Genomic DNA, 25,450 nt, shown 5'->3' with positions numbered 1-25,450 from the left:
CAGGGCCGTGTGAGGCAAATATCCGAACAAAATTTAAATACGAGTACTTTGAGTAATACTGCAACCCAATACGAGGCTGTTATAAACGTTTGTAAGAACCTGTTCATCAAAAAAACACGCGATTACGGAACGGCTTGGCGCATCCTTCGTCCGTCGTCCATTACCGATCAAATTTTTATTAAGGCGCAGCGTATACGCACGCTCGAAGAAAAAAAGATATCCAAAGTGGGCGATGATATTACTGGTGAGTATATTGGCATTGTAAACTATTGCCTGATTGCCATGATGCAGCTGGAGAGTACTCCTGAAATGCCGGTTGAACTATCGGTTGACCACGTAAGCGACTTATTTGACCGTTATGCCAAGGAAACCTATAACCTGATGATGGATAAGAACCATGACTATGGTGAGGCCTGGCGTGATATGCGCATTAGTTCGTTAACCGACTTGATTTTGATGAAGTTGCTACGTGTAAAGCAAATTGAAGATAACCAGGGCCAAACGCTGGCATCTGAAGGCGTAAAGGCAAACTACCAGGATATGCTCAATTACGCTGTATTTGCGTTAATAAAATTAGATGTGAAATGAAAAACTCATTGATTTGGTTTTGCCGTATTGCGGTAGGTCTGCTTTTTATCTTTTCGGGCCTTATCAAAGCCAATGATCCGCTGGGCTTCTCGTACAAGCTGGAAGAGTACTTTGAGGTATTTCATGTTACTTTTCTGAACGATTTAGCGCTGACTATGTCAATCATATTATGCGCGTTAGAAATGATTTTAGGTTTTGCGCTCATTATCGGTATTCGTATCAATGCAATCACCTGGGGGCTGCTGCTGCTCATCATTTTCTTTGGGTTCCTCACTTTTTACTCGGCCTTTTTTAAGGTGGTACAAACCTGCGGTTGCTTTGGCGATGCCATTCCGCTTACGCCGTGGCAGTCATTCGGTAAGGATATGGTGCTGTTACTGCTGGTACTGGTACTCTTTTTTAACCGGGATAAAATGCGACCACTGGTTAGTACACGTACCGAAATACGCTGGCTCATAGCCGCAACTGTTATAGCGCTGGGCTTTGGTTTTTACACTTACAACTACCTGCCCGTTATCGATTTTTTACCTTACAAAGTAGGCAACAACATAGCCGACCAGATGAAGACGCCTCCAGGCGCTAAGCCCGACGAGTATGAGTTAACCTACCACCTTAAAAACAAAGCCACCGGTGCCGAAAAAGACATTAGTAACACTGACTATATAAAAACCGGTATTTGGAAAGACGCCAACTGGGAAATACAGGGAGAACCCCAAAGACGCCTGGTAAAAAAAGGTTTTGAACCCAAAATACGCGATCTGGCTATTAACGACGGCCACGGAAGCGATTATACACAGGAACTGTTATCCAATCCGTTTTACAACTTGTGGATAGTGGCCTACGACCTGAAAGATACTAATAATGAAGCCCTTAACCGTCTTGATGCACTGGCTATCAATTTAACACAGAACTACAACGTTCGCACTGTACTACTTACAGCAGCATCGCCGGCAGATGCTGCCGCATTCAGCAAAACACATCATTTGGCTATGGAGATATTTCATGCCGATGGCGTGCCGTTGAAGACCATGGTGCGAGCTAACCCGGGCATTATGCTGCTTAAAAACGGCACAGTAATTAATAAATGGCATTACCATACTGCGCCCGGGTATGACGAACTGGTGAAACAATATCTGCAAAAACAATAAAGAGTTATGATACGCTACCTATTCCGTAAAATTGGATATAGCCTGGCCGTTATGGTAGGCATTGTCGTGGTGGTGTTTTTCCTGTTCAATATACTGCCGGTTGATCCTGCCCGCATGACGCAGGGCCAACGCTCTGACGTACAATCGTTAGAAGCCGTCCGAAAGGAGTTTGGCCTGGATAAACCGTTGAGCGTGCAGTTTGCTTATTACCTGAACGATCTTTCACCTGTTGGTTTGCATGAGCGTACGGCCGAGCAAAAAGAACAGTACGGCTACGTGCAATTGTTCCCTGTTTCTAAAACGCATGCCGTATGTTTGAAGTGGCCTTATCTGCGCCGCTCTTACCAAACACATAAGGAGGTTGCCGCATTGCTGATGGACGTAATCCCTAATACGCTTGCACTGGCCGTATTAGCTATGCTCATAGCCATTGTATTAGGCGTATTGTTGGGCGTGCTGAGCGCCGTGCATCAAAACACCTGGGTTGACCGTTTTGCGGTTGGCTTTTCGGTTCTCGGCATATCGGCACCATCTTTTTTTGCTGGAATTATTATTGCCTGGCTGTTTGGCTTTGTGCTGAGCCATTACACGGGTTTAAACATGACAGGCAGCCTATATAGTTACGATCCATTTAAAGGCGAGGTGATTACATGGCGTAATATCATACTACCTGCTGTTACACTTGGTCTGCGGCCGCTGGCCATTATTGTGCAGCTTACTCGCAGCTCTATGCTCGAGGTGCTTAACCAAGACTATATCCGTACCGCACGTGCAAAGGGCTTAAGCGAAAATGCTATTGTTTACCGCCATGCGCTACCTAATGCACTTAACCCGGTTATTACGGCTATAGCTAACTGGTTTGCCTCATTGCTGGCAGGTTCTTTCTTTGTAGAGTATGTGTTTGGCTACAATGGCTTAGGTAAGGTAACGGTTGATGCGTTAGAAATGTCGGACTTTCCGGTTATTATTGGCTCCATCCTGTTTATTGCCTTTATATTTGTAGTCATCAATATTCTGGTTGATATGATTTACGTTTGGATAGATCCGCGTGTAAAATTTGATTAAGTAATGCCCCAAGCTAATATCTCATTACCCGAACTGCTGATGCTCATCGCTTACATGAGTTTCCCGGTTTGGTGCCTAGCTCGCGCTATACAGTGGCTGCAACTTAAAAAGTTTATGGCTGTACCCCGGCTGGTACTTGTACTGCTGGTATCGTTGGTTATCTCTTTCATCATTACCATCGTTATATGGGGTGGATGGCCGGGTAGCCCCATGTTCAGTATTATTTGTATTCCGGCAGTGGTTGCTGAGGGCTTTGTGTTATTAATGACCTTCCTAGTCAAAAAATCTTTTCTCAAAAAATGAAGCACATCTTTTTAATTGGCTTTATGGGCTGCGGCAAAACTACGTTAGGCCGTAAATTGGCTGCACGTTTGGGTTATAGCTTTATTGACCTTGACCATGTGCTGGAAGAACAAGCCGGCATGAGCATTGCCGAGTATTTTTCGAGCTTTGGCGAAACTGCTTTTCGACTGGCCGAAGCTGAGGTGCTTAAGAATACTGTTTACCCTGATCATGCTATTGTATCAACCGGTGGTGGCTTGCCCTGCTTTTTCGATAACCTGGATTGGATGAACGCAAACGGCACCACCCTGTACATTAAACTATCACCCAAAGCCTTAGCCAGCCGCTTGGAAAACAGCCGGGAAGAGCGCCCCTTATTGCGCGACAAGCATGGCGACGAACTGGTAAGCTTTATTGCTGACAAGCTCGCCGAACGCGAAAAATTTTATCTGAGAGCACAGGTAGTAGCAGAGGGTATAAGTTTAACGGCCGAGAAGGTGGTGGAGCTTTTGGAGTTGGAATAGCCTTAAATTCCCAATCAAGTTTTCGGAATTTTCGAATTAATGGGGGCTATTGTGTATTACGTATGTGATGACTGTAAGAACACAAGGCGTATAAGCTTTTCAGTATTGCTTTAAATGAGTAAGGATCGCAGAATTTAAGTAAGGTAAAAATGCTCCGGGTTGCAGTCAGGTGTAAATTGAGGAAGTGATTGGCTGTTGAAGAGACTTAGCCATCAACCCAACTTTGTTGCAGATAAGACTCTGAACTCACGGTGTAGATCGCGTCATTCCTTGCAATAATTTAGAATTAGTATTCTTTACCCATCCAACAAAAATACAAATAACTCCTTGGGGCCATGGGCACCCAGAACCAGTGTTTTTTCAATGTCGGCTGTACGGCTTGGGCCGGTAACAGTGGTAATCATGCTGGGGAGGCGCTTGCCATATTTTTCGTTCATGAGTTTAAATCCGTCTTTCAGATCGAGCACTAGTTGCGAGGTGTAAGCTAATACGATATGGACAGGCGGGTAAATGCTTAGCCTCCTTCCAGCCATACTGCCATTACTCAGCATAATGCTGCCATTACGGGCTATCAGGGCTTCGCAAAAGGTAAATCCTACTTCGGCCTGTTCAAAGTCTTTATCGGTTTCGTAATAGGGGTAATCGTAAGTATCCAGTATCTTTTGCAAACCAGGTTCCCAGCAATATATTTTATGCCAGTTGCGCTGCTCAGCCAGGTTAAGCAGCGATTCTATAAACTGTATTTCGTCCTCGCAAAAAACAAACTGGCCGGCCACAGCAATAAATTCCTCCGCAAAAAGCACTTCCAGTATCTCGTCTTCGGCTGGTGTGCCGTAAAGCGGCAGATCTTCCTGGTTGGGATAAGGGTTATCGCGGCGCTCCAGCAAAGCTTTACGCACCTTTTTTAGCATTTTTTCCTTAGAGGTGGTGTTGTCTTTCATGCAAAAAAATAAAGCCACTATTGCTAGTGGCTTTAAATATAAACAGAATTTAAACTAATTGTTAGGTGTACTGCCGTCAATGCGTGCAGTTTCAGGGTTGGTTACGCTTTCCGGAATAGCGTTATTGTCTACTTCTGGGTTTAAGGCAGCTTCACCGTTCACAAATTTATCGTATGTGGTACGGTTTTCAAATGGGCGCTCACCTAAGAGCTCTACCAGGTCTTGTTGAAATAATACCTCTTTTTCTAATAATTTGGCAGCCAACAGTTCCAAACCTGAACGTTTTTCATTAAGTAAGTCTTTAGTGCGTTGGTAAACCGAATCAATCAGTTTGCGTACTTCCGCATCAATTAGTTCGGCAGTAGTGTCAGAGTAAGGCTTGTTAAACTGGTACTCGCCTTGCGGGTCGTAAAAGGATAGGTTGCCTACTTCTTTATTCATGCCATATATTTTCACCATGGCGTAAGCCAGTTTGGTAATGCGCTCTAAATCGCTCAAAGCACCGGTCGAAATGCGTCCGAATACTATATCTTCTGCTACACGTCCACCCATTGATACTACCATCTCGTCCATTAACTGCTCGGTAGTATGCAGGAACTGCTCACGCGGTAAATATTGGGCGTAACCTAAAGCAGCAACACCACGGGGCACAATAGATACCTTTACCAGCGGATCAGCGTGTTCCAGGAACCAGCCTGCTATAGCATGACCGGCTTCGTGGTAAGCCACAATTCGTTTCTCTTCCGGAGAAATGATCTTGTTTTTCTTTTCTAAACCACCAATCACACGGTCAATCGCATCCTGAAAGTCTTGCATATCAACCGCTACCTTGTCGCGGCGGGCAGCTATCAAAGCGGCCTCGTTGCAAACGTTGGCAATTTCAGCACCGGCAAAGCCAGGAGTTTGTGCTGATAATTTTTTGGCATCAACACCTTCAGCCAATTTTAACGGGCCTAAGTGTACTTTAAATATCTGCTCACGGCCAATCAGGTCAGGCTTATCTATCGAGATCTGACGGTCAAAACGGCCCGGGCGAAGCAAGGCTGAGTCTAACACATCAGGGCGGTTAGTGGCAGCCAGAATAATGATACCAGAATCGGTACCGAAACCATCCATCTCTACCAGTAACTGGTTAAGCGTGTTTTCGCGCTCATCATTACCACCAACAATATTGTTTTTACCACGGGCACGGCCAATAGCATCAATCTCATCAATAAAGATGATACATGGCGCCTTATCTTTAGCCTGGCGGAACAGGTCACGTACACGTGATGCTCCTACGCCCACAAACATTTCTACAAAGTCTGAACCCGATAGTGAGAAGAACGGAACCTGCGCTTCACCCGCAACGGCTTTAGCCATCAATGTTTTACCTGTGCCCGGTGAACCTACCAGCAATGCACCTTTAGGAATCTTACCACCCAGATTAGTATACTTTTTCGGATTTTTAAGGAAATCTACAATCTCCATAACTTCCTCTTTTGCTTCCTGCAAACCGGCAACATCATTAAAAGTAACGTTGATCTGGGCTTCTTTATCAAACAGGGTAGCTTTGGATTTGCCAATGTTGAAGATTTGACCGCCGGGGCCACCACCTGCACCACCACTCATGCGGCGCATGATGAACAACCACAAGCCAGCAAACAGCAACAGCATAATTACGCCTTGTACCAGCCAGTTTGACAGCCAGCTATCATGAGCAGGCTCAAACTGAATAGGAACTTTCGACGACTCGGGCAGGTCTTTCTCGGCGTTCAGTATCGATTGCTTCATGCTATCGAAAGATGCGTCGGTAAAGTAGAACTGCGGACCGTTTGAATTCATGTTCAGCGTACGCTTATCTTTTAAATTAGCATACTCCTGCTTGCGCAAACTGTCTTTTTTAATATAAACTTCGGCAATGGTGCGCTCGCCGTCTTTATAAGCCACTACTTTATCCACGTCGCCGTTACGCAACATGTTTACAAACTGCGGGCTAAAGTCAATTTTACCACCACTATTGCCGTTAAGAATGTACGGCACCACCAGCAAGGCCAAAATTACAATGACATAGAGCCACATAAAATTAAACCGGGGCGGTTTGGGTGTTATTTTTCTATTCGGTATCCTTCGGAAGGATTTGGGTTTATCTGATTTACTATCTTTCATCGTTAATACAAGCTCATATAACCATCTTTAAATATTTAGTACATTACAGCAAAAGCAGATGGTTAGGCGCTTTTATAGTACTTAATTTCGGCATCACCCCACAAATCTTCTACGCCGTAAAACTCTCTTTTATCTGTCTTGAACACATGTACTACTACATCAACGTAGTCCAGCAGTATCCATTCGCCATGCTCCAGGCCTTCTTTACGCCATGGCTCGGTTTGCGTAGCTTTAAAAATCTCATCTTCGATACTATTGGCTATTGCTCTTACTTGCGTGCCCGAATCAGCATGACAGATCACAAAATAATCAGATACGGAGCTTTTTATATTTCGGAGGTCTAATCTGACAATATCATTTCCTTTTTTTTCCTGAATGCCGTGTATAGCTAATTCAGAAATATAAGTGGATTCATTTAGCGCTTTGTTTTTTACCATTAAAAACCTTTAATTTTGAACGATTTGAATGTAAGAATTATTACTTAGACTTATATACTTTGCAAAATAACATTTTTTCAGGATTATTTGTTGGACAAAATTTGGTCACCCTGAAAGAAGTTGACTCTACAAATACATTCCTTAAGAATATACTGGCAAAATCTGAGCCAGTACCCGAAGGCACGGTCATTATGGCAGAAGATCAGGTTGCAGGGCGCGGGCAGCAGCAAAACAAATGGTTTAGCACCAAAGGCGAAAGCCTTACCTTTAGCTTGTTGCTTAAACCCAGCTTTTTGCCGCTTAACCGGCAATTTGAACTCACATGCGCCATAAGTTTAGGTATATACGATGCCTTGCTACCGCTGGTTGGACCGTCATTGAAAATTAAATGGCCCAATGATATTTATGTAGGTAATCAAAAACTGGGCGGCGTATTAATTGAAAACCAGGTTCAGGGCGGTGTTATTAAAAATTCGATTATTGGTATAGGGCTCAACGTAAATCAAACCTGTTTCCCCGATTGGGTTCCCAATGCCATATCATTGCGGCAAATCTTACATACAGATTATGATTTAAAGGCTTTATTGTTTGAAATTTGCAGCCGTATTGAATATTGGTACCTTAAACTAAAGGATGGTAACAGCAGTCAGATAAAAGCGGTTTATCATCAAATATTGTACTGGGCAAATATACCCGGTAAATTTAAGGCACACGATACTATATTTGAAGGTACTATTACGGGTGTAAATGCAAATGGGCAACTGGAAGTTACGCAAAACACCACCCTTAAGGTTTACAATTTAAAGGAAATTGAATTTTTGAACAAGAACTAACTTATGAAAAAAGCATTGTTAATGATTGTAGCGCTGTTTTTTACAGCTGCTGCTTTTGCACAAATTGAGGAGCCGGTAAAATGGAGCTACACTGCAAAAAGAATAAACGCCAACGAGGCGGTAGTATTTGTAAAAGCTACTATTGAACCAGGATGGCATATTTACTCACAAAATTTAAAAGAAGGCGGCCCTGTTGCTACTAATTTTACTTTTGCACCAGCAAAAGGTTATACACTGGTTGGCAAAACTGCCGAGCCAAATCCTATCACCAAATTTGAATCGGCTTTTAAAATGAATGTAAGCTATTTCGAAAATTCGGTAATATTTCAGCAACGTGTTAAATTGAAGGGCGCTGGCGCTACTACTGTAAAAGGTAAGGTAGAATACATGACCTGTAATGACCGCAAATGCCTGCCGCCAGATGAAGTTGAATTTACTGTCCCGGTAAAATAAGCGGAACCCAAAACATATATGAAAGCACGACATAGCCGCTTAACCTTAATTACTACCATGCTGGGCTTTTTGCTTGGTGTTATGCTAATTACAACCGGGCCCGCCTCTGCAAATGTGGTTACCCAGGAAACTGACACCGTATCAACCGCCGGCCTGGAGTTTACTGATGTACAGCCCGTCACTGCCGATACAGCAGTAACTACCGACACTTCTATTAACAAAAGCGTTACGCCTACAGCCATCAAAGCAGCCGGCGCCATTGCTCAAAAAGAGGTAGAAAAGCCTAAAACGCTTTGGCAAATATTTATTGCAGGCCTGTTAGGTGGTTTTGCTGCGCTGGTAATGCCGTGTATATATCCGTTATTGCCTTTAACTGTAAGTTATTTTACTAAAAAGGCGGGTTCGCGCAGTAAGGGTATCCTACATTCAATTATTTATGGTGTATCGATTGTTGTGATCTATGTTTCGCTTGGATTGATTATTACGCTCGTTTTTGGTTCGGATGCCTTAAATGCACTGGCATCAAACGGGGTGTTTAACTTATTTTTCTTCTTACTGCTTATTGTATTTGGCGTTTCGTTTTTAGGCGCTTTCGAGCTAACCCTTCCCAGCTCTTTAGCCAATAAGCTCGACGAAAATTCGGATAAAGGTGGCTTGGCCGGATTGTTCTTTATGGCAGCTACATTGGTAGTGGTGTCGTTTTCATGCACAGGACCAATTATTGGTACTTTATTAGTAGAGGCAGCATCAAAAGGGGAGCGTTTAGCGCCCGCCATTGGTATGCTGGGCTTCTCGTTAGCACTGGCTATTCCGTTTACGCTGTTTGCGCTGTTCCCTTCGGCACTTAAGTCATTGCCTAAGTCGGGCGGTTGGCTAAATAGTGTAAAGGTGGTTTTGGGTTTCCTGGAACTGGCCTTTGCTCTTAAGTTTTTATCAAATGTTGATTTGGCTTACCACTGGAACTGGTTCGACCGTGAGGTGTTCCTGTCATTGTGGATTGCTATCGCATTTTTGTTGGGCTTGTATTTAATAGGAAAAATTAAATTTTCGCATGATAGCGATGTGCCATACCTGTCAGTGCCACGCACATTTTTGGCAGTAATAGTTTTTGCTTTTGTGGCTTATATGATACCTGGGTTATGGGGCGCACCGCTTAAAACACTGAGCGGATTTTTACCGCCGCCGGCCACGCAGGATTTTAATCTATCGGCAGGTGTTTCGTCGGCCGATGCCGCACCCGTTCAAGCCGTTTCTATAAAAGAAAAAAAATACGAAAAGCTGTTTGTTAACGGTAAGCATGCCGGCTTAAATGAATGGTATGATTACGATCAGGCTATGCAGGTTTCAAAAGAACTTGGCAAACCGGTATTAATTGACTTTACGGGCTGGGTATGCGCCAACTGCCGTAAAATGGAAAACGAAGTTTGGAGCGATCCGGCGGTACATAAGCGTCTGGCCAATGATTTTGTAATGCTCGAACTTTATGTGGATGAGAAAACGGAACTTCCGGCAGCAGAGCAAAAGATATCGGAATTTAGCGGTAAGAAAATTAAAACCATTGGCAATAAGTGGAGTGATTATGAAGCTTCAAAATTTAATGTAAATTCGCAGCCGTATTACGTTATAGTTAACGCTAAAGGCGATGTCCTGGTTCCGCCGCAAGGGGCTAACTATGATGTGAATAACTATATTGAATTTTTAGACAGCGGCAAAGCCGCCTATCAGAAAAACAATGGCAGAAATTAAAAACATTGGTGTTTATACTTCAGGCGGCGATTCGCCGGGCATGAACTCCGCCATACGGGCCGTGGTTCGAACGGCTTTATATTATAACCTTGAGGTAACAGGTATACGCCGTGGTTACGCAGGTATGATCAGCGGCGATTTGTTTCCGATGGATCGTAAATCGGTAGCCAACATTGTACAGCGCGGCGGCACTATCCTTAAAACTGCCCGCAGCGAAGAGTTCAGAACGCCCGAAGGCCGCCAGCAAGCTTACAAGCAGTTGAAACGTTACGGCGTTGATGCCCTGGTAGGCATTGGTGGCGATGGTACCTTTACCGGAGCAAAAATATTCAGCAATGAGTTTGGTATTCCTATTGTAGGTTTGCCGGGTACCATCGATAATGATTTACAAGGTACCGACTTTACCATTGGTTACGATACGGCTATCAACACTGTAGTTGAAGCAGTGGATAAAATACGCGATACAGCCGAATCACATGACCGTTTGTTTATTGTAGAGGTAATGGGCCGCGACTCGGGCCTTATTGCGCTGCGTACCGGTATTGCTTCGGGTGCTGAGGCTATTCTGATCCCGGAAACTAAAACTAACCTGGAAGCTTTATATCACCGTTTGGAGCAAGGCCGCAGAGATAAATCATCTAAAATTTTAATTGTAGCTGAAGGAGATGAAGCCGGCGGCGCTTTTGAGATTGGCCGATTGGTGAAAGAAAAATACCCTAACTACGATACGCGCGTATCGGTGCTGGGACACATGCAACGTGGCGGACACCCAACTTGTATGGACCGCGTGCTGGCCAGCCGTTGCGGCGTGGCGGCAGTGGAGGCGCTTATGGCGGGCCACAGTCATGAAATGATCGGTATAATCAACGGAAAGATAGCTTATACACCGTTCGAAAATGCCATTAAGCATAATACAGAAGTAGATGCTAACTTGCTGCGAATAGTAGATATTCTGTCGCTATAAAAGCCATACTTTTTTAAACCTTTTAAAAGCCGGGAACCTTAAAGGTTAGCCGGCTTTTTTATTCTGTAAATGTGGTTGTGTAAAGCTAGCTTATAGTGTCATCAATAATAACTTAATCTAATATGCTGTCATTGCCAACGTGAAAGGTAAGTAATGCTGATTTAGATCTTTCTGGAAGGACGGGCTGAAAAATACGCAAACCGGTTTAAAGCTGGCTTACTATAAGCCTTTAAAAGGCCAACTAAAAGGCTTTGTTTTTATTTAAGGTAAACTGGCTACAGCCCTGTTGTTTTACTAGTTCTGCTGTCTAAAACAAAGTATTGCTTATTTTATGAGTAGGATTAGGCTAACTATTTGAGTTTTATATTCTTTTTCTTATCTTTGCAGCCCCGCAGAAAGAACTCCGGGGACATGTTGAATACATAACAAGAAGAAAAAGAAATGGCAACTAAAATCAGATTGCAAAGACATGGTAAAAAAGGTAAGCCTTTTTACTACATCGTAGTGGCCGATGCACGTGCTCCACGTGATGGTCGTTTTATTGAGCGTTTAGGTTCATACAACCCAAACACTAACCCTGCTACTATCGATATCAACTTCGATAAAACTTTCGAATGGGTTGATAACGGTGCTCAGCCAACCGATACTTGTCGTGCTATCCTTTCATACAAAGGTGTGTTATACAAAAAACACCTGCAAGGTGGTGTTAAAAAAGGTGCTTTAACCCAAGATCAGGCTGATACTAAATTTGCGGCGTGGTTAGACCAGAAAGAAGAAAAAATCACTGGTAAAAAAACTAACTTAAACAGCGTTAAAGACGAATCTCGTAAAGCTGCTTTAGCTGCCGAGGCTAAGAAAAACGAAGACAGAGCTGCAGCTATTGCTGCTAAAAATACTCCTGTAGCCGAAGAAGAAGCTCCAGCTACTGAAGAAGGCGCTGAAGAGACAACTACTCAAGAGTCGGCCGAGTAATTTTTAAATATTAATAATGCAATAGCGAAGCTGCTTTAACCGGTGCTTCGCTATTGTTGTTTACAGACCCTTAGGGATGAAAGCAGAAGATTATTTCAGAATAGGCACCGTATTAAAAACGCGTGGCCTTAAAGGCGAGTTGCAGTTGTATACCGATTTTGCCGGTTTGCAGGATATTGATTTTAATGCCGTGTTTTTGGATGTGGCCGGTAAGCTGGTGCCGTACTTTGTAAGCAGTATTAAATACCCCCAAGCCAATACAGCTTATTTGTACCTGGAAGAAGTTGATCATATTGATAAGGCTACGCCGTTGGTAAAAAAGGATGTATACCTGCCCAATAAACTAAAGCCTGAAAAAAGCGAAGACGATTTTACGCTGATGGACCTGCAAGGCTTTATTGCCATTGATGAAACGCATGGTGAGTTAGGTGAAATAACTGAAGTAATTGAATACCCGCAGCAGGTTATAGCATCTGTGCATTATCAGAACCGCGAAGTGCTCTTTCCGCTCAATACTGATTTTATTAAAGGCATTGACCTGGAAGGCGGCGAAGTTTACCTTGACTTGCCTGAAGGATTACTGGATGTATATTTAAACCCCTGATAGTGTTTAACCCACTTGTCATTCCGAGTGCTAACGGGCAATTCTTTCTAAGCGACAAGCCATTTGGTTAAAAAGGTTTCTAACTATCGTTCGAGATAATTACCGTTTTTTTATCTGTATTCTTTAAAATATTAAAAAATCATGCGTTTCGATATTATCACTGTGTTGCCAGGCCTGCTCGAAAGCCCGTTTGCGCATTCAATACTGCAGCGCGCACAAAAAAAAGGTATTGCCGAAATACACGTGCACAACCTGCGCGATTATTCATCGAACAAGCATAAAAACGTAGACGATTACCCGTACGGTGGCGGTAGCGGCATGGTTATGATGATAGAGCCCTTCGCTAACTGTATAGACAAGCTGAAAAATGAGCGTACCTACGACGAAGTTATTTTTATGAGTCCGGATGGGGAAACGCTCAATCAATCTATCGCCAATCAGCTATCCATCAAGCAAAATATTATTTTACTGTGCGGGCACTATAAGGGAATCGATCAGCGCATCCGCGATTTGTACGTAACCCGGGAGATTTCTATAGGCGATTATGTATTATCGGGTGGAGAACTACCCGCGGCTGTATTGGTGGATACGGTAGTGAGGCTGATACCCGGCGTATTGTCTGACGAAACCTCGGCCTTATCTGACTCCTTTCAGGGAGAATTGCTGGACGCGCCATTGTATACCCGTCCCGCCGATTGGAATGGACATAAAGTGCCAGATATTCTGTTAGGCGGCAACACACCCGAAATTGAGAAATGGCGCTTTGAAAAAGCCATCGAGCGCACACGCCAGCGCAGGCCTGATCTTTTAGGGGAGTAACGTCTGGTTGGAGGTGGCGAAAGCAAGTTTTGTGTTAAAAAGCCAGGGCAACAACAATAGAAGTTCAATTACAGCTGGTAGTTGCCGCAGGTATATAATCACTTACTGCCGGCATGGAGATTTAAGTATTACATTGCTGACAGCTAATTCTTTTGCGGTGAACCCAGCCAGAAATAAATAATAAGAAAAAAACAAAAATCACTTTTTTAAATCTAAAAAAATCCCTATTATTGCAATCCGATTTTTACGGGCTAAAAATCGCATTAAGAGCTTAAAATCATGGATTTAGTAAAATTTGTTGAAGAGCAGTCAGTAGAAAAAAAGGAACTTCCTGCATTCAAATCAGGTGACACTGTAACTGTACACTATAAAATCAGAGAAGGTAACAAAGAGCGTGTGCAGCTGTACCAAGGTGTAGTTATCCAACGCAACAGCGCTGGCAGCACTGAAACTTTTACCGTGCGTAAAGTATCAAACGGTATAGGTGTTGAGCGTATCTTCCCTGTAAACTCTCCTAACATTGATAAAATTGAGGTTAACAGCCGCGGTAAAGTACGTCGTGCAAAATTATTCTATCTGCGCGCGCTTACCGGTAAGGCTGCACGTATCAAATCAAAACGCGTATAAGTTTTTTGTGCTGAATACGTACCTTTTTCAGGTATAAGATTTAAATCCCGATAACTGATAAAGTTATCGGGATTTATTATGTTCAAAGGCTAATTGCAGTCTTTAAAACTGTTATTAAACATCATGCTCCTCAGGTAGCCGTCCGTCTCCGCTTTTGAGCAACATGGCACGCAGGGTTTGTACGTACTGTTCAAGTTCTTTAACCCGCCTTTGTATGGAGTTGCTTTCGCGCGGTAATAGCGGGAACTTTAATAACATTCGCTTTTGCTCTTCCATTAGACGCAGTGATGTCCACATAGCTTCTTCCACTTCGGTTGCTTTAAGCTGGCACAGGTTTTCCCAGGTAAAGGCATGCCCTGCAGCGCAGCGATAACTGTGTGTAATGCCGTGGTCTATATCCCATAATACGCCACCACACATGGGGCAGGTAAAGCCGGTACCCTTGGCACCTTGTTCCACTATATCGAGTGAGGTAAGTACCCGTTCGGCAATAGCGGCTTCCTTTAAAATATCTTCGGAAATAGCTTCCTTTGATTTGGCAGGTTGGTAAATTAATCCTGAAAGTACCAGTCCCATTTCTACCGTACGGGTAATGTAATTTACATCAATATGCTTTATAGCGGCCTGCGGCATATCAGGGTATGGGGCATTGGCCGGATCCTGCACCATGGTTATACCTCCGCTTCTGGCTATGGCAGCCATGCCCTCCACGCCATCATCGCGCACGCCGGTAAGTATTACACCAATAACGCCCGAATGATGATGAGCAGCAGCAGAGCGAAACATGGTATCGATAGCCGGCCTGAAGCTGTTTTCGCGCGGGCCCTTGGTAATGCGTACGCGGTCTTTAGTTAGCAGCAGGTGAAAATCGGGAGGGGCAACATAAACCCTTGATGGCCGGATAGGTTCATTATCAACAGCAAATGCGCATGGGAGAACACTATGGGCCGATAAATGATTCAGGAAAGCTGTACCCATAGTATCACTCGGGAAATGCTGAACCACAAACACTGATGCCGCCAGATACTCCGGAAAATTTTCGAGCACTATGGGTAAGGCCTCCCAGCCCCCTGCCGATGACCCTATCACGATGATGGGGTGTGTTACTTCTGCCATGTTACTTTGTTTTACTCCCGTGGTATAATGCAAGGGTGTATCGGCTGCTATAATAAAATAACCTCATTATTAACCGGATTGTTTATGGTTTCAGCAGTGCCGGATTATTTTGAGATGAAAGCGGCGCTCTGAAAAAAGCGTTTTAAGGTTGTAAAAACGCAGCATCAAACCATTACCCGGTAAACGCCGTTAGTAATACATATGTCGCTGCAAAAACCACTACTTGAATTTACCGATAAAGGAATTTATTGTGCCAAGGGCAAGTTCTACATCGACCCCTGGCAACCGGTGGATGATGCCGTAATTACCCATGCCCATGCCGATCACGCTTACCCAGGTCATAAACACTATTTGTCGCATCATCTTTCGCGTGAGGTAATGCTGTACCGCCTGGGCGATATACAACTGCAAACAGTTGAGTATGGCGAAACGGTAATGAAGAACGGCGTTAAAATTTCCTTACATCCCGCAGGGCATGTAATAGGCTCGGCCCAGATAAGGATTGAAAGCCAGGGACAGGTTTGGGTAGTATCGGGCGATTATAAAGTAGAAGATGATGGCGTATGCACACCTTTCGAACCGGTAAGCTGTCATCACTTTATTTCTGAATGCACGTTTGGGATGCCGGTATATAAGTGGAAACCGCAAACCGAAACCTTTGCCGATGTGAATCGTTGGTGGCAGCAAAATGTTAATAACAACCTAGCTACCGTTATTGTAGGTTACTCACTAGGCAAAGCGCAGCGTATTCTCCAAAACCTCGATCTATCTATCGGTAAAGTATATACGCATGGTGTTATTGAAAATACAAACGAAGCGCTGCGCCGCAATGGCGTTATATTACAGCCAACCGAGCGCATTACCGCAGATTCGGTTAAGGAAGATGTGCGCAAAGGCATCATAATTGCGCCGCCTTCATCAGTGGGTACACCGTGGATGCGTAAGTTTCAACCCTATAGCTTTGGTTATTGCTCGGGCTGGATGGCTTTACGCGGGGCAAAGCGTAGGCGTGCGGCCGACAGGGGCTTTGTATTATCAGACCATGCCGACTGGGATGGCCTGGTAAGCGCCATTGATGCTACCGGCTGCGAAAAGGTTTACTTAACACACGGCTATACCGCCAGTTTTGCCCGCTACCTGTCTGAGATTGGGTTTGACGCTCATGAGGTGCACACGCTATATGGCGGCGAGGAAGAAGGAGTTCCTCCGCAGCCTTTAACAGAGGGGGGCGAGCAGGATGCACCTGATGTAGAAATCATCGACAATAAGGTGACTGAAGCAGCAGAACAGGAACTGATCAACACTCTCCCGTTAGGGCAGGGCCGGGGAGGGGCAGCTATATGAAGCATTTTGCCCAGCTCTTTACCTCGCTAGACGAGACAAACAAAACCAACGAAAAAGTTAAGATTTTAAAAGAGTACCTGGCCTGTGTGTCTGATACTGATAAAATGCACATGCTCGCCTTATTTACAGGGCGTAACCCCAAGCGGCAAATTAATTCCACACAGTTCAGAACCTGGGCTATTGAGGCATCAAATATACCGGCCTGGCTTTTTGAGGAAAGCTACCATGTGGTAGGCGACCTGGCCGAAACCGTGGCTCTCCTGCTGCCCGATAATGAAAACAGCAGCAACAAGACCTTAACGGAGTGGATAGGCGAAATAAACGCATTGAACAACCAGCCTGAAGTGGAAAAGCAACACTGGCTAACCCAATCATGGGCTATGCTGGATGCGCAGGAGCGTTTCGTATTTAATAAGATACTAACCGGCAGCTTTAGGGTAGGGGTTTCGCAAAACCTGGTTACTAAGGCCCTGGCAGATCTGACGGGCCTGGATGCGGCCACGCTTACGCACCGGCTCATGGGTAACTGGGCGCCGCAAACTTATCAGTTTGAGGATCTTACCCATACAGATACGGCTCTGGAAGATGTATCCCGCCCGTACCCATTCTTTTTGGCTTATCCAGTTCAGGAAACTTCCACCGTCCAAAAGTCGCCTGAGGCATTGCAGAGCCTGCTGGGTGATGCACAGGAGTGGCAGGCCGAGTGGAAATGGGATGGCATCAGAGCGCAGCTTATTAAACGGAACGGCGATATTTTTATTTGGAGCAGGGGTGAGGACCTGGCAACCGACAAGTTTCCGGAGCTGCACCCATTTTTACATGCCCTGCCCGATGGTACGGTGATTGACGGCGAAATATTATCTTTTAGAAACGGTTTACCTTTGCCCTTTGCCATACTGCAAACCCGTATTGGCCGTAAAACGCTCACCAAAAAGATATTGGAAGAAAGCCCTGTAGCTCTTATTGCATATGATTGCCTGGAGTATGCCGGTGAGGATATCCGCTACAAAACACAAACTGATAGGCGGCAATTGCTGGAAGGATTGCAAACCGTTACGCCTTATCCGGAAGTTTTCAGGATTTCGGAGCTCATTAGTTTTAACAGTTGGGAAGAACTGACCACCATACGTGAACAATCGCGCGCTATGGTGGCCGAAGGTATTATGCTGAAGCGTAAAGATGCACACTACCAGGTTGGCCGCCGCCGGGGCGATTGGTGGAAGTGGAAGATAGACCCGCTATCGGTTGATGCAGTGATGATTTATGCGCAAAAAGGCCATGGCCGCCGGGCCGACTTGTATACCGATTATACTTTTGCCGTATGGGATGGTGATAAACTGGTGCCCTTTGCCAAAGCTTATTCGGGCCTAACCGATACAGAAATTAATAAGGTAGATGCTTTTGTAAAACGTAACACGCTCGAAAAATTTGGTCCGGTGCGCACTGTGAAACCCGAGCTTGTTTTTGAGATAGGCTTTGAAGGAATCAATAAATCAACCCGGCATAAATCGGGTGTGGCGCTACGCTTTCCCCGTATTTTGCGCTGGCGGCACGATAAGCCCAAGGAGGAAGCTGATACTATTGAAACTTTGAAAGCACTGTTAGGTGAGTAAAGGGACGGTTATGGCCGATGTATGTAAGGCTTTTGCCTAAGCTTATTAAACGTATTATAGCTAAGAACGGCTTTTGCCATAGCTCCGGCATTTATAGCGGGGTTTTCGCCAATGTACCGGTGAAAAATATGGGGGCTAGGTTCAAGCATTGCGGTTCTGTTGCCAAAGATAACATCGGGCCTCATAGCGCTTTCGCCTGTTAAAACAGCATCAAAAAATTGTTGACTTACGCCCGTATCTACATGCGGAAACGCAAAGGCTTTATAGGGCAGGTTAAAAGTATCGGCTACCCACTTTACCGATTCCTGAGTTTCTGTTATCTGCTGCGCTATAGGTACCAAGTTATAACAGGGGTGCGTCATGCTATGTGCACCAACATCAAAACCCTTACTAATAAAATCTTCAACCTGGGCCGTCGTCATAAAAGGCCGCGTCTTATTCAGAAAGTTATTAAAATCTATTTCTAGTATACTTCCCAATTCATCAACCTTTTCTTTATTTAAATAGTTGATTGCCTTTACATAGCTTACAATCCCCGGAACATCAGCCTGCTTTAAATGGCATGTGCTGTTGAGCTGGCTTAGCACAATGGGTGATGGAGGTTTTGTTAACAGCTCATCTATAATCAACCCCTTTTTTAAATCGTAAAACAGGAATTTATTATCAAGAAAAGTAGGAACAATAAATAATGCAGCCGGAACCCCTTTCTTTAATAATATTGGAGCAATCACCTCATGTACCTGTTTTAAGCCATCGTCCAGTGTAATTAAAAAGCTGTTTTTTTTGATTGCAGTACCCGCTTTAATGTGATCTATTACTTCTTTTAACGTAATGGGGTTAAAGTGCTTCAGCATATAATCCAGGTCATGCTCAAACTGACTGGTGTTTTTAAACTGGTACAAGTGTTGTAGGTAAGGAACCGGCTCATTGCTTACCAGGTGATAGTAGGGTGCCAGCAATTTAATGTCCGATTTCCTTTTCAGATAATCGATGTCCAGTTTATTTACTGTAGAGAAGTATAGCTTTTTTAGTGGATTCAAACGATAAAGGTTATATAACGTCATCAATATAGAGCACCTTAAAATGCTCGGTTTTTAAGATAGAGCGCTTATTGAGGCCTATTTTGAGCATGGACCTCACCTGATGAAAAAAGAACAACGGCATATACCATAACCCGTTCCTGCTTTTGGCTGGCGAAAAGAGAAGCACGATAGATATAAACGAGATGAGAAATGTAAGCAAGGAGCCAATCCAAAAAAACATCATGGTTTGGTGGGTGAAATAGCCAATAATAATGAATGCTACAGCTATCAATATTTCGAGAAAATAAGGCGGCCGTATTAAATTGTAACCGAAAAAGGCAACGTTTACATTACGGTCAAAAATGCCGTTCAGCATTACTTTAAAACCTTCCGGAAAAAATTTAAAATAAGCATTGATCCACCTGGCCCGCTGCGACTCTAAATTTTTGGCATCACTCACCTTTTCATCAAAAAATACGGCTTCGGGCGCATAGGCTATAACAGGTACATGCTGCACAATTTCGGCCTGCATGTGCTTGTCAAACCCGCCCATATTACTCTTGTTGTTATACTTTATATGTGCATATACGCTGGTAAGTACCGATACGCCGCAGCCCCACATAGTTACTGAAAAGCCTAACGCCGTACGTGCAGTACGATCAAGAAAGGAATAAAAGGTGGCCCCGGCATTATCCATTTCTTCGTACATGCCGTTAACGCTTTTAGGATTAAGGTTGGCCTGTACGGCTTTGTATCCGGCATTATAGTAATTATTCATGACCTCCAAAAAAGTAGGATGCAGCAGATTGTCCGGATCAAAAATAACCATCACCTCTGTACCGGCCGAAAAACGATCTATAGCGTACTGTATGGATTTGGTGTTTGTATTCAGCGGTGTTTCCGGCTTCAATAAATGAATACGCTCGTCGGTAAAGTGCAGGCCGCTTATATCACAATCGTCGGCCACAATATAGATCTCAAAGTTTTGATAGGTCTGTTTTAATATGGAGTCGACTATGGGAGGTAAAAATTTGGTTTCGCGGTGCGCCGTGATGATGATACCGAATTTATAAGATTTTTTGCATTTACCCGGAATCGATACAGGCGAAACTGTATGCTTAAACAGCTTTGCTGCGAATGAAAAGCAAAGTAATATGATAGGCAGCCATAAATAGGATGATAATGCCAGCTGTACAATTACAGATAGGAATATTATAGCGTCCATAACAAGTTGATTACTCACAGTATGATGTTATCGGGACAATATAAAAAAGTTAATTATTACGAATTAGTATTTACCGCAATTGGCAATAATAAAGTAATAATATATTATGCCCGGGCCAGCTCTGGAGTTTTTTTAGGGCTGCTCATCCACCTGCCTTTAGCAAAGCGCAGTATGGGTTTTTCTATAAAGTAAAACAGGATAAACGATAGCAAAGTAGTTAAGCAAATATTTGCAAGCAGTTCTAACCAAAAATTGGAGGCGAAGAAACCTGTAGCATGAAATAACCTGGAAACTGTACCGTGTGTTAAATAAATTGGGTAAGAGACAGTGCCAATGAATATCGTAACCGGATTAACTATAAATCCTAATTTATTATAGCAATAAAGCGTAAAAGCAAGGTAATATACTGTTAGGGGTAAAATGTATTCGTAGGTTGTAACCCAGCGTATTCTATCCTTGCCTAAATGAAACAAGGCAATTTGCGTTACAAAGCAGCCTGCTAATATCAAGAACCTAACAACGGTCTTTTGCTCAAACTTCAAATTATAGAACACAACTCCAGAGAGAAACAAAGGTACGAACTCAATTAAGGGCATAAAGCGATGAATCCGAACACCCCATGTGCCAATGTGCGCCCTTAAAAATAGTGCATAAATAAATAAGGCGGGTAAAAGGCATGCTCCCCAAAGTTCGATCTTATTTAGTTTATTGAAGCTGAACAAGGTAACCATTACGGCATAAAAAAGCAGTTCTACCAAAAGCGTCCAATAAACGCCATCCATGTTTCCTTGTAAAAAATATTGATGCACCATGGTAAGGTTAGCCAAATATTTAATAGCAAATACGCCGTTAAGTGCTGCGTCACCTGTTATCAATAAGGAAATGGCCGCAAGGCTAACCGCAATCCAGTAAAGCGGGTATAATCGAATTATACGGCCAATAATGAACTGACCTGGCGAACTTGCCCTCTTTAAGCTCATTAAAATTACAAAGCCACTTATAATAAAAAAAAGATCAACACCGGTTAAGCCGTAATTGAAAAATAGGTTGTTGTGCGGCGTTCCCATTGCTTTATGAAAAGCAACAACGCTTATGGCTGCAATGCCACGCAGCGCATCAAGTTCCAATAATCTGTTGTGAGTACTCTTACTCATTCTTTGGTATTTATCAGCGTAAGCAGCCTTCGGTTTTAAGGGTGAGGGTCACAAACGGGGATATTAAGTATCTGTATCTTGTTATATTTAAACCTCAAATCTTTCGCCTGACTGCAAAGGCTCGGCATACTAACGCCTAATTCAATGCTCCATTCTATGATCGAGGTATTAAAAACGTATGACTTAACGAACGAGTTATGAATACGCTATCTTCGTAGTTAACTGAAAGATCTTTTGGACGAAGTTAAAGTATTATTTATTATTAAGCCACTTATAGGTACCAACTTACGATTTTTTAATTACGCTTACCTCGCCGCTGGTTTCCATATAAATTTCATGTATCTCGTTTAGTGAGGTAGCATTACCTTTCAGGCGTACGTCGCTCATAATATCTTTTTGAGTGAGCAAGCTACGGGTCAGGTTATCTTCATCTAGCTGGCCATTGCGGTATAGGGGTACGCTCATGCCTTTTAGGTGCCGGTCAATAAAACTGCTTTTAATACACGCGTAGGCCAACAAACGATGTAAAAGCACCAGTAACAGGCTGCAGCAAATGGTAGGTACAAATGGAGAGGCACCTACAATGGCCCTGCTTAACACAGCGCCGAGTATAATAGCCAATGTGTTATCGAATGCTGTGCGCTTACCGAAAGTGCGCCTGCCCGAAACACGTACCATAACCAAAGCTATAAAGAACACTACTAATGCCCGGCTGCACATTTGCAGTACATTCAAATCTTTTCCTTCTCCAAACAGTGCGAGGATTATATTCATGCTATTAAAAATTGATAAGGGTATGTATAGGTACACCCGGCACCCACAAGTGTTTAATTAATGTTAAAAAATTGTGAAGTGCACTGTTTCTGTTAAGAGATAGTAATGTGCTTTATGTGAATGATTGTATAGAACCTGGTTTATAGAAAGGGTTATCAGCCCCTTGACGACTATCTGGAGCAATTAAAGGAAGCAGTAAAGAACGTTAGGTCCCCGGCTGACTTTAATTTATGAGATATAAGGTTTTCATGTAGCAAATGCACGTTTAAATGGCTTCTAAAAAAGGATATTCAATTATGCAATAAACCACTTAAACCGGCGTATAATAAACAGTACTTCACTAAATATAGAGGCACCATTTTACAGGCTAAGATAGTGCCTCTATAACCAAGCTTATTCCTGATGGTGTTTTTAATAATAATCTTTAGCACTTGCTAACTAACTGAGCCAGTTCGGGTGATTTAAGTTGTGTATTGTGCTAAGTTGCACATGCCGGTAACAAATAGCTACTTTTATTTTATGAATATTTATCTTATTAGCGGAGCCGGCAGCGGCATTGGTCGGGCTATGGCACAAAATCTGGCTGCAGCCGGTAATCAGTGCGTCTTATTGGGCCGTAATGCCGCAACCCTTCAGCAAACTCTCAAAACCTTGGCAGGTGACAACCATAAAGTATTAACAGCCGATGTGCGTGACATAGTAAGCCTGCAAAGCGCAGTTAATCAATTAGGCAACTTAACTTTTAACGGGCTGTTGGCAAATGCAGGCATAGGCGGCGAGAATTACTGGGGCGAAGCCGACAGGTGGAATGATATCATTAGCACCAATTTAACCGGCACCTACAACTTTGTAAATGCCTTTTTGCCTTTGCTGCGTAAGGCTGAAGGTACTAAGCACATCATTATCACATCGTCGGTGCTGGCCCGTTTAGGGGTAGCCAACTACTCGGCTTACTGTGCGTCAAAAGCGGGTTTGCTGGGCCTTATGCGCTCGTGGGCGGTACAGTTTGCACCTGAGAAAATCTTGGTGAATGCTATATGCCCGGGTTGGGTGGATACCGAAATGTCACAGGAGGGCTTGCAGGGAATTGCCGATGGTATAGGCATCACTAAAGATGAGTTTTACGATATAGCCATGCAAAGCGTGCCGCTAAGGCGCATGAGCCAGCCCGAAGAAGTAGCCGCGTTGGTGGCCTATTTGTTAAGTCAGCAGTCTATAACTGGCCAAACGCTGGATATTAACGGTGGTGCAGTAATGAACAGTTAACTACCGGTAAGGTGCTGTGACGGCTATAGGCTCGCTTTCATTTTTCATGCGGTCTATAGCCGTTACGATGTACACATAGTTTTTGCCCCGCTCGGCTGTGTTATCCTCGGCCGAGAGCATGGGGTTGTATTGTATATGAAGAATGTGCTTAGTGTCAGACAGGTCAATTTTTTCGCCCTGGTAAAAGCGATAGATCACGTAACCATAAACCAGTTCTTTATCACGTGCCAGTAAGGGTACTTGCCAGTGCAATATCAGTCCGCGCTCGGTGCGGCCTACAGCCAGCTGGCGGGGTGCGTTAGGGGGTACGGAATCGCGCCAAAGCATTAAGGGTGGCAATGCAGGGGTAGCGTAATAATGATTACGCAAGGAGTCGTTTAAACCGCCATAGTTGCGCCTTAAAGACACCGAACTGAAATACACGCTACCTTGTATGCGGGCATTATTTCGTATATACCGTATCTGTGCTGGTATCTGGTCGGGGTTTTTAAAGCCCGAATTACGGGGTTCGTTAATACGGTAAGCTGCCTGCCCAATGTAGAGGTGGCGGTTGTAAGTATTGTCGCTCCACCAACTGGTTAACTTTTCAAACGCAGCCGCCCGGTTGCCAAAATGCCAGTAAACCTGTGGATTAATATAATCCAGCCAGCCTTCCTTAACCCATTTGCGGCTGTCGGCAAATTGCTCAAAATAAGATGATCCGCCATTGGTTTCTGAACCATCAGTGTCCTGATTTTTGTTCTTCCATATACCAAACGGGCTAATGCCAAACTTAACGTAAGGCTTGTATTTGTGTATGCTGTCGGCCAGTGCATGTATCAGGGTATCTACATTGTTGCGGCGCCAGTCGCGTATATCGGTAAAACGATTGCTGCCGTACTGCTCGTAAGTGGCCTGGTCGTTTATGCGTTGCCCGGCAATAGGGTAGGGGTAAAAATAATCGTCCATATGTATGCCGTCTACATCGTAGTTTTTTACTACGTCCAGTATTACCTGTATAATATACTCGCGTACATCAGGCAAACCAGGATTGAACAGTTTGCGGCCACCGTAAGAAAAAAACCAGTCGGGGTGTAAACGGATAGGATGCTGCGGGCTTAGTGCCGATGTATTGGCATCCATAGTAGCCCGGTAAGGGTTAAACCAGGCATGCAGTTCCATATTGCGTTTATGTGCCTCGTTCACGGCAAACTCCAGCGGGTCATAAAATGGTTCGGGTGCTACACCCTGCCTGCCCGTAAGCCAGCGCGACCAGGGCTCGCGACCTTTGGCATAAAAAGCATCGGCGGCCGGGCGCACCTGCAGCATAATGGCATTCATGCCTGCTTGCTGATGGTTATCAAAAATATTTACCAGTTCGTTTTTTTGCCGTTCGCTGGAAAGGCGGGGGGCGCTGGGCCAGTCAATATTAGTTACGGTTGCTACCCAAACACCCCTGAATTCGCGCTTGGGCGTAGGGTTATGTTGCTGTATAGTATCGGTTTGTGCTAATAATTGTAAGCAGGTAAGCAAGGCGGCTATCGTAAGCACTAATCTTTGTTTCATATACAGCAAAACACTCATTTTAAGGGTAGCAAAGATACATAACTAACAATAAGGTCTTTTGGTTCACAGGTTTATTTAACGGCAGATTTTGTGTTTTATGGTTATTGTCTTTATTTTTAGCGCACAAGTTTATAAGGCTTGTAGGTGTGCGATGTGCTTTAACTGTTTGATTTGTAGTAGTTAAAAGTGGATTTTGCTCTTAAGTAGCGGTTAAAATAGCTGTGGAGTAATTCAACAATT

Annotated in this window: 25 protein-coding genes; 16 read left to right on the top strand and 9 right to left on the bottom strand. The window is 43.9% G+C overall.

Going from position 1 to position 25,450, the window contains the following annotated elements; genetic code table 11:
• The first annotated feature begins 48 nt into the window (after positions 1-48).
• The 5 genes from ABDD95_RS21790 to ABDD95_RS21770 are packed head-to-tail and all read left to right on the top strand — an operon-like array spanning position 49 to position 3,607.
• A complete protein-coding gene (locus tag ABDD95_RS21790) occupies positions 49-588 on the top strand; it encodes a DUF1599 domain-containing protein (protein ID WP_345949472.1) in 540 nt (179 codons plus the stop codon).
• Complete coding sequence (locus ABDD95_RS21785) at positions 585-1,736, top strand: BT_3928 family protein (protein ID WP_345949471.1); 1,152 nt, start codon at positions 585-587, stop codon at positions 1,734-1,736. Before ABDD95_RS21790 ends, ABDD95_RS21785 begins: the two co-directional genes overlap by 4 nt.
• Positions 1,737-1,742: 6 nt before the next feature.
• Positions 1,743-2,801 carry an ABC transporter permease gene (locus tag ABDD95_RS21780; RefSeq protein ID WP_345949470.1) on the top strand — a complete coding sequence of 353 codons (1,059 nt, stop codon included), beginning with the start codon at positions 1,743-1,745 and terminating at the stop codon, positions 2,799-2,801.
• Positions 2,802-2,804: 3 nt separating this feature from the next.
• Complete coding sequence (locus ABDD95_RS21775; protein ID WP_345949469.1) at positions 2,805-3,104, top strand: hypothetical protein; 300 nt, start codon at positions 2,805-2,807, stop codon at positions 3,102-3,104.
• On the top strand, positions 3,101-3,607 hold the full coding sequence (locus tag ABDD95_RS21770; RefSeq protein ID WP_345949468.1) for a shikimate kinase: 507 nt from the start codon (positions 3,101-3,103) through the stop codon (positions 3,605-3,607). The genes ABDD95_RS21775 and ABDD95_RS21770 overlap by 4 nt, the downstream gene beginning before the upstream one ends.
• A gap of 296 nt (positions 3,608-3,903) precedes the next feature.
• On the opposite strand, the gene ABDD95_RS21765 is transcribed toward ABDD95_RS21770, so the two are convergent.
• The 3 genes from ABDD95_RS21765 to rsfS all read right to left on the bottom strand — a co-directional run bounded on the left by ABDD95_RS21765 (position 3,904) and on the right by rsfS (position 7,133).
• Positions 3,904-4,548 (bottom strand): lactate utilization protein, encoded by a 645-nt coding sequence (locus tag ABDD95_RS21765; protein ID WP_345949467.1) that lies wholly within the window; start codon positions 4,546-4,548, stop codon positions 3,904-3,906.
• Positions 4,549-4,602: 54 nt separating this feature from the next.
• Positions 4,603-6,696 (bottom strand): ATP-dependent zinc metalloprotease FtsH, encoded by a 2,094-nt coding sequence (gene ftsH, locus ABDD95_RS21760; RefSeq protein WP_345949466.1) that lies wholly within the window; start codon positions 6,694-6,696, stop codon positions 4,603-4,605.
• 62 nt (positions 6,697-6,758) lie between these two features.
• Complete coding sequence (gene rsfS / locus ABDD95_RS21755; protein WP_345949465.1) at positions 6,759-7,133, bottom strand: ribosome silencing factor; 375 nt, start codon at positions 7,131-7,133, stop codon at positions 6,759-6,761.
• Between the two features lie 59 nt (positions 7,134-7,192).
• On the opposite strand from rsfS, the gene ABDD95_RS21750 reads away from it, so the two are divergent.
• From ABDD95_RS21750 to rplS, 8 genes are all read left to right on the top strand, one after another.
• Entirely contained in the window at positions 7,193-7,966 is a 774-nt protein-coding gene (locus ABDD95_RS21750) for a biotin--[acetyl-CoA-carboxylase] ligase (protein WP_345949464.1), read from the top strand.
• A 3-nt stretch (positions 7,967-7,969) separates the two neighbouring features.
• The gene (locus ABDD95_RS21745) at positions 7,970-8,419 is read left to right on the top strand and encodes a protein-disulfide reductase DsbD N-terminal domain-containing protein (protein WP_345949463.1); all 450 of its coding nucleotides are present in this window, start codon (positions 7,970-7,972) and stop codon (positions 8,417-8,419) included.
• Positions 8,420-8,500: 81 nt separating this feature from the next.
• On the top strand, positions 8,501-10,165 hold the full coding sequence (locus tag ABDD95_RS21740; RefSeq protein ID WP_345952122.1) for a cytochrome c biogenesis protein CcdA: 1,665 nt from the start codon (positions 8,501-8,503) through the stop codon (positions 10,163-10,165).
• Positions 10,152-11,129, top strand: coding sequence for a 6-phosphofructokinase (pfkA, locus tag ABDD95_RS21735; protein WP_345949462.1), 978 nt, complete (start codon positions 10,152-10,154; stop codon positions 11,127-11,129). The genes ABDD95_RS21740 and pfkA overlap by 14 nt, the downstream gene beginning before the upstream one ends.
• Positions 11,130-11,570: 441 nt before the next feature.
• Entirely contained in the window at positions 11,571-12,101 is a 531-nt protein-coding gene (locus ABDD95_RS21730) for a 30S ribosomal protein S16 (RefSeq protein ID WP_345949461.1), read from the top strand.
• A gap of 76 nt (positions 12,102-12,177) precedes the next feature.
• The gene (gene rimM / locus ABDD95_RS21725; protein WP_345949460.1) at positions 12,178-12,705 is read left to right on the top strand and encodes a ribosome maturation factor RimM; all 528 of its coding nucleotides are present in this window, start codon (positions 12,178-12,180) and stop codon (positions 12,703-12,705) included.
• Between the two features lie 141 nt (positions 12,706-12,846).
• The gene (gene trmD / locus ABDD95_RS21720; protein ID WP_345949459.1) at positions 12,847-13,524 is read left to right on the top strand and encodes a tRNA (guanosine(37)-N1)-methyltransferase TrmD; all 678 of its coding nucleotides are present in this window, start codon (positions 12,847-12,849) and stop codon (positions 13,522-13,524) included.
• 279 nt (positions 13,525-13,803) lie between these two features.
• The gene (gene rplS, locus ABDD95_RS21715) at positions 13,804-14,151 is read left to right on the top strand and encodes a 50S ribosomal protein L19 (protein ID WP_345949458.1); all 348 of its coding nucleotides are present in this window, start codon (positions 13,804-13,806) and stop codon (positions 14,149-14,151) included.
• Between the two features lie 114 nt (positions 14,152-14,265).
• Here the strand turns inward: rplS and ABDD95_RS21710 are convergent, their stop codons facing one another.
• The gene (locus tag ABDD95_RS21710; protein WP_345949457.1) at positions 14,266-15,267 is read right to left on the bottom strand and encodes a chemotaxis protein CheB; all 1,002 of its coding nucleotides are present in this window, start codon (positions 15,265-15,267) and stop codon (positions 14,266-14,268) included.
• A 201-nt stretch (positions 15,268-15,468) separates the two neighbouring features.
• On the opposite strand from ABDD95_RS21710, the gene ABDD95_RS21705 reads away from it, so the two are divergent.
• Both ABDD95_RS21705 and ABDD95_RS21700 read left to right on the top strand, forming a co-directional pair.
• On the top strand, positions 15,469-16,611 hold the full coding sequence (locus ABDD95_RS21705; protein WP_345949456.1) for a ligase-associated DNA damage response exonuclease: 1,143 nt from the start codon (positions 15,469-15,471) through the stop codon (positions 16,609-16,611).
• On the top strand, positions 16,608-18,224 hold the full coding sequence (locus tag ABDD95_RS21700) for an ATP-dependent DNA ligase (RefSeq protein WP_345949455.1): 1,617 nt from the start codon (positions 16,608-16,610) through the stop codon (positions 18,222-18,224). The genes ABDD95_RS21705 and ABDD95_RS21700 overlap by 4 nt, the downstream gene beginning before the upstream one ends.
• Before the next feature lie 8 nt (positions 18,225-18,232).
• Here ABDD95_RS21700 and ABDD95_RS21695 read toward each other — a convergent pair whose 3' ends face one another.
• The 4 genes from ABDD95_RS21695 to ABDD95_RS21680 all read right to left on the bottom strand — a co-directional run bounded on the left by ABDD95_RS21695 (position 18,233) and on the right by ABDD95_RS21680 (position 22,399).
• The gene (locus tag ABDD95_RS21695) at positions 18,233-19,264 is read right to left on the bottom strand and encodes a polysaccharide deacetylase family protein (protein ID WP_345949454.1); all 1,032 of its coding nucleotides are present in this window, start codon (positions 19,262-19,264) and stop codon (positions 18,233-18,235) included.
• A 10-nt stretch (positions 19,265-19,274) separates the two neighbouring features.
• Positions 19,275-20,471 (bottom strand): glycosyltransferase, encoded by a 1,197-nt coding sequence (locus ABDD95_RS21690; protein ID WP_345949453.1) that lies wholly within the window; start codon positions 20,469-20,471, stop codon positions 19,275-19,277.
• Between the two features lie 104 nt (positions 20,472-20,575).
• Positions 20,576-21,625: an acyltransferase gene (locus tag ABDD95_RS21685; RefSeq protein WP_345949452.1), complete on the bottom strand. Its 1,050-nt coding sequence runs from the start codon at positions 21,623-21,625 to the stop codon at positions 20,576-20,578.
• Positions 21,626-21,910: 285 nt separating this feature from the next.
• Positions 21,911-22,399 (bottom strand): YetF domain-containing protein, encoded by a 489-nt coding sequence (locus ABDD95_RS21680; RefSeq protein ID WP_345949451.1) that lies wholly within the window; start codon positions 22,397-22,399, stop codon positions 21,911-21,913.
• A gap of 519 nt (positions 22,400-22,918) precedes the next feature.
• Between ABDD95_RS21680 and ABDD95_RS21675 the strand changes: the two genes are divergently transcribed.
• Positions 22,919-23,665 carry an SDR family NAD(P)-dependent oxidoreductase gene (locus ABDD95_RS21675; RefSeq protein WP_345949450.1) on the top strand — a complete coding sequence of 249 codons (747 nt, stop codon included), beginning with the start codon at positions 22,919-22,921 and terminating at the stop codon, positions 23,663-23,665.
• Here the strand turns inward: ABDD95_RS21675 and ABDD95_RS21670 are convergent, their stop codons facing one another.
• On the bottom strand, positions 23,666-25,210 hold the full coding sequence (locus ABDD95_RS21670; protein ID WP_345949449.1) for a family 10 glycosylhydrolase: 1,545 nt from the start codon (positions 25,208-25,210) through the stop codon (positions 23,666-23,668).
• Positions 25,211-25,450: the final 240 nt, after the last annotated feature.

The sequence above is a fragment of the Mucilaginibacter sp. PAMB04274 genome, from assembly GCF_039634385.2.
Lineage (GTDB): Bacteria > Bacteroidota > Bacteroidia > Sphingobacteriales > Sphingobacteriaceae > Mucilaginibacter.
The sequence above is the reverse complement of the archived record's forward strand: the minus strand, read 5'-3'. Positions and strand labels throughout refer to the sequence as shown.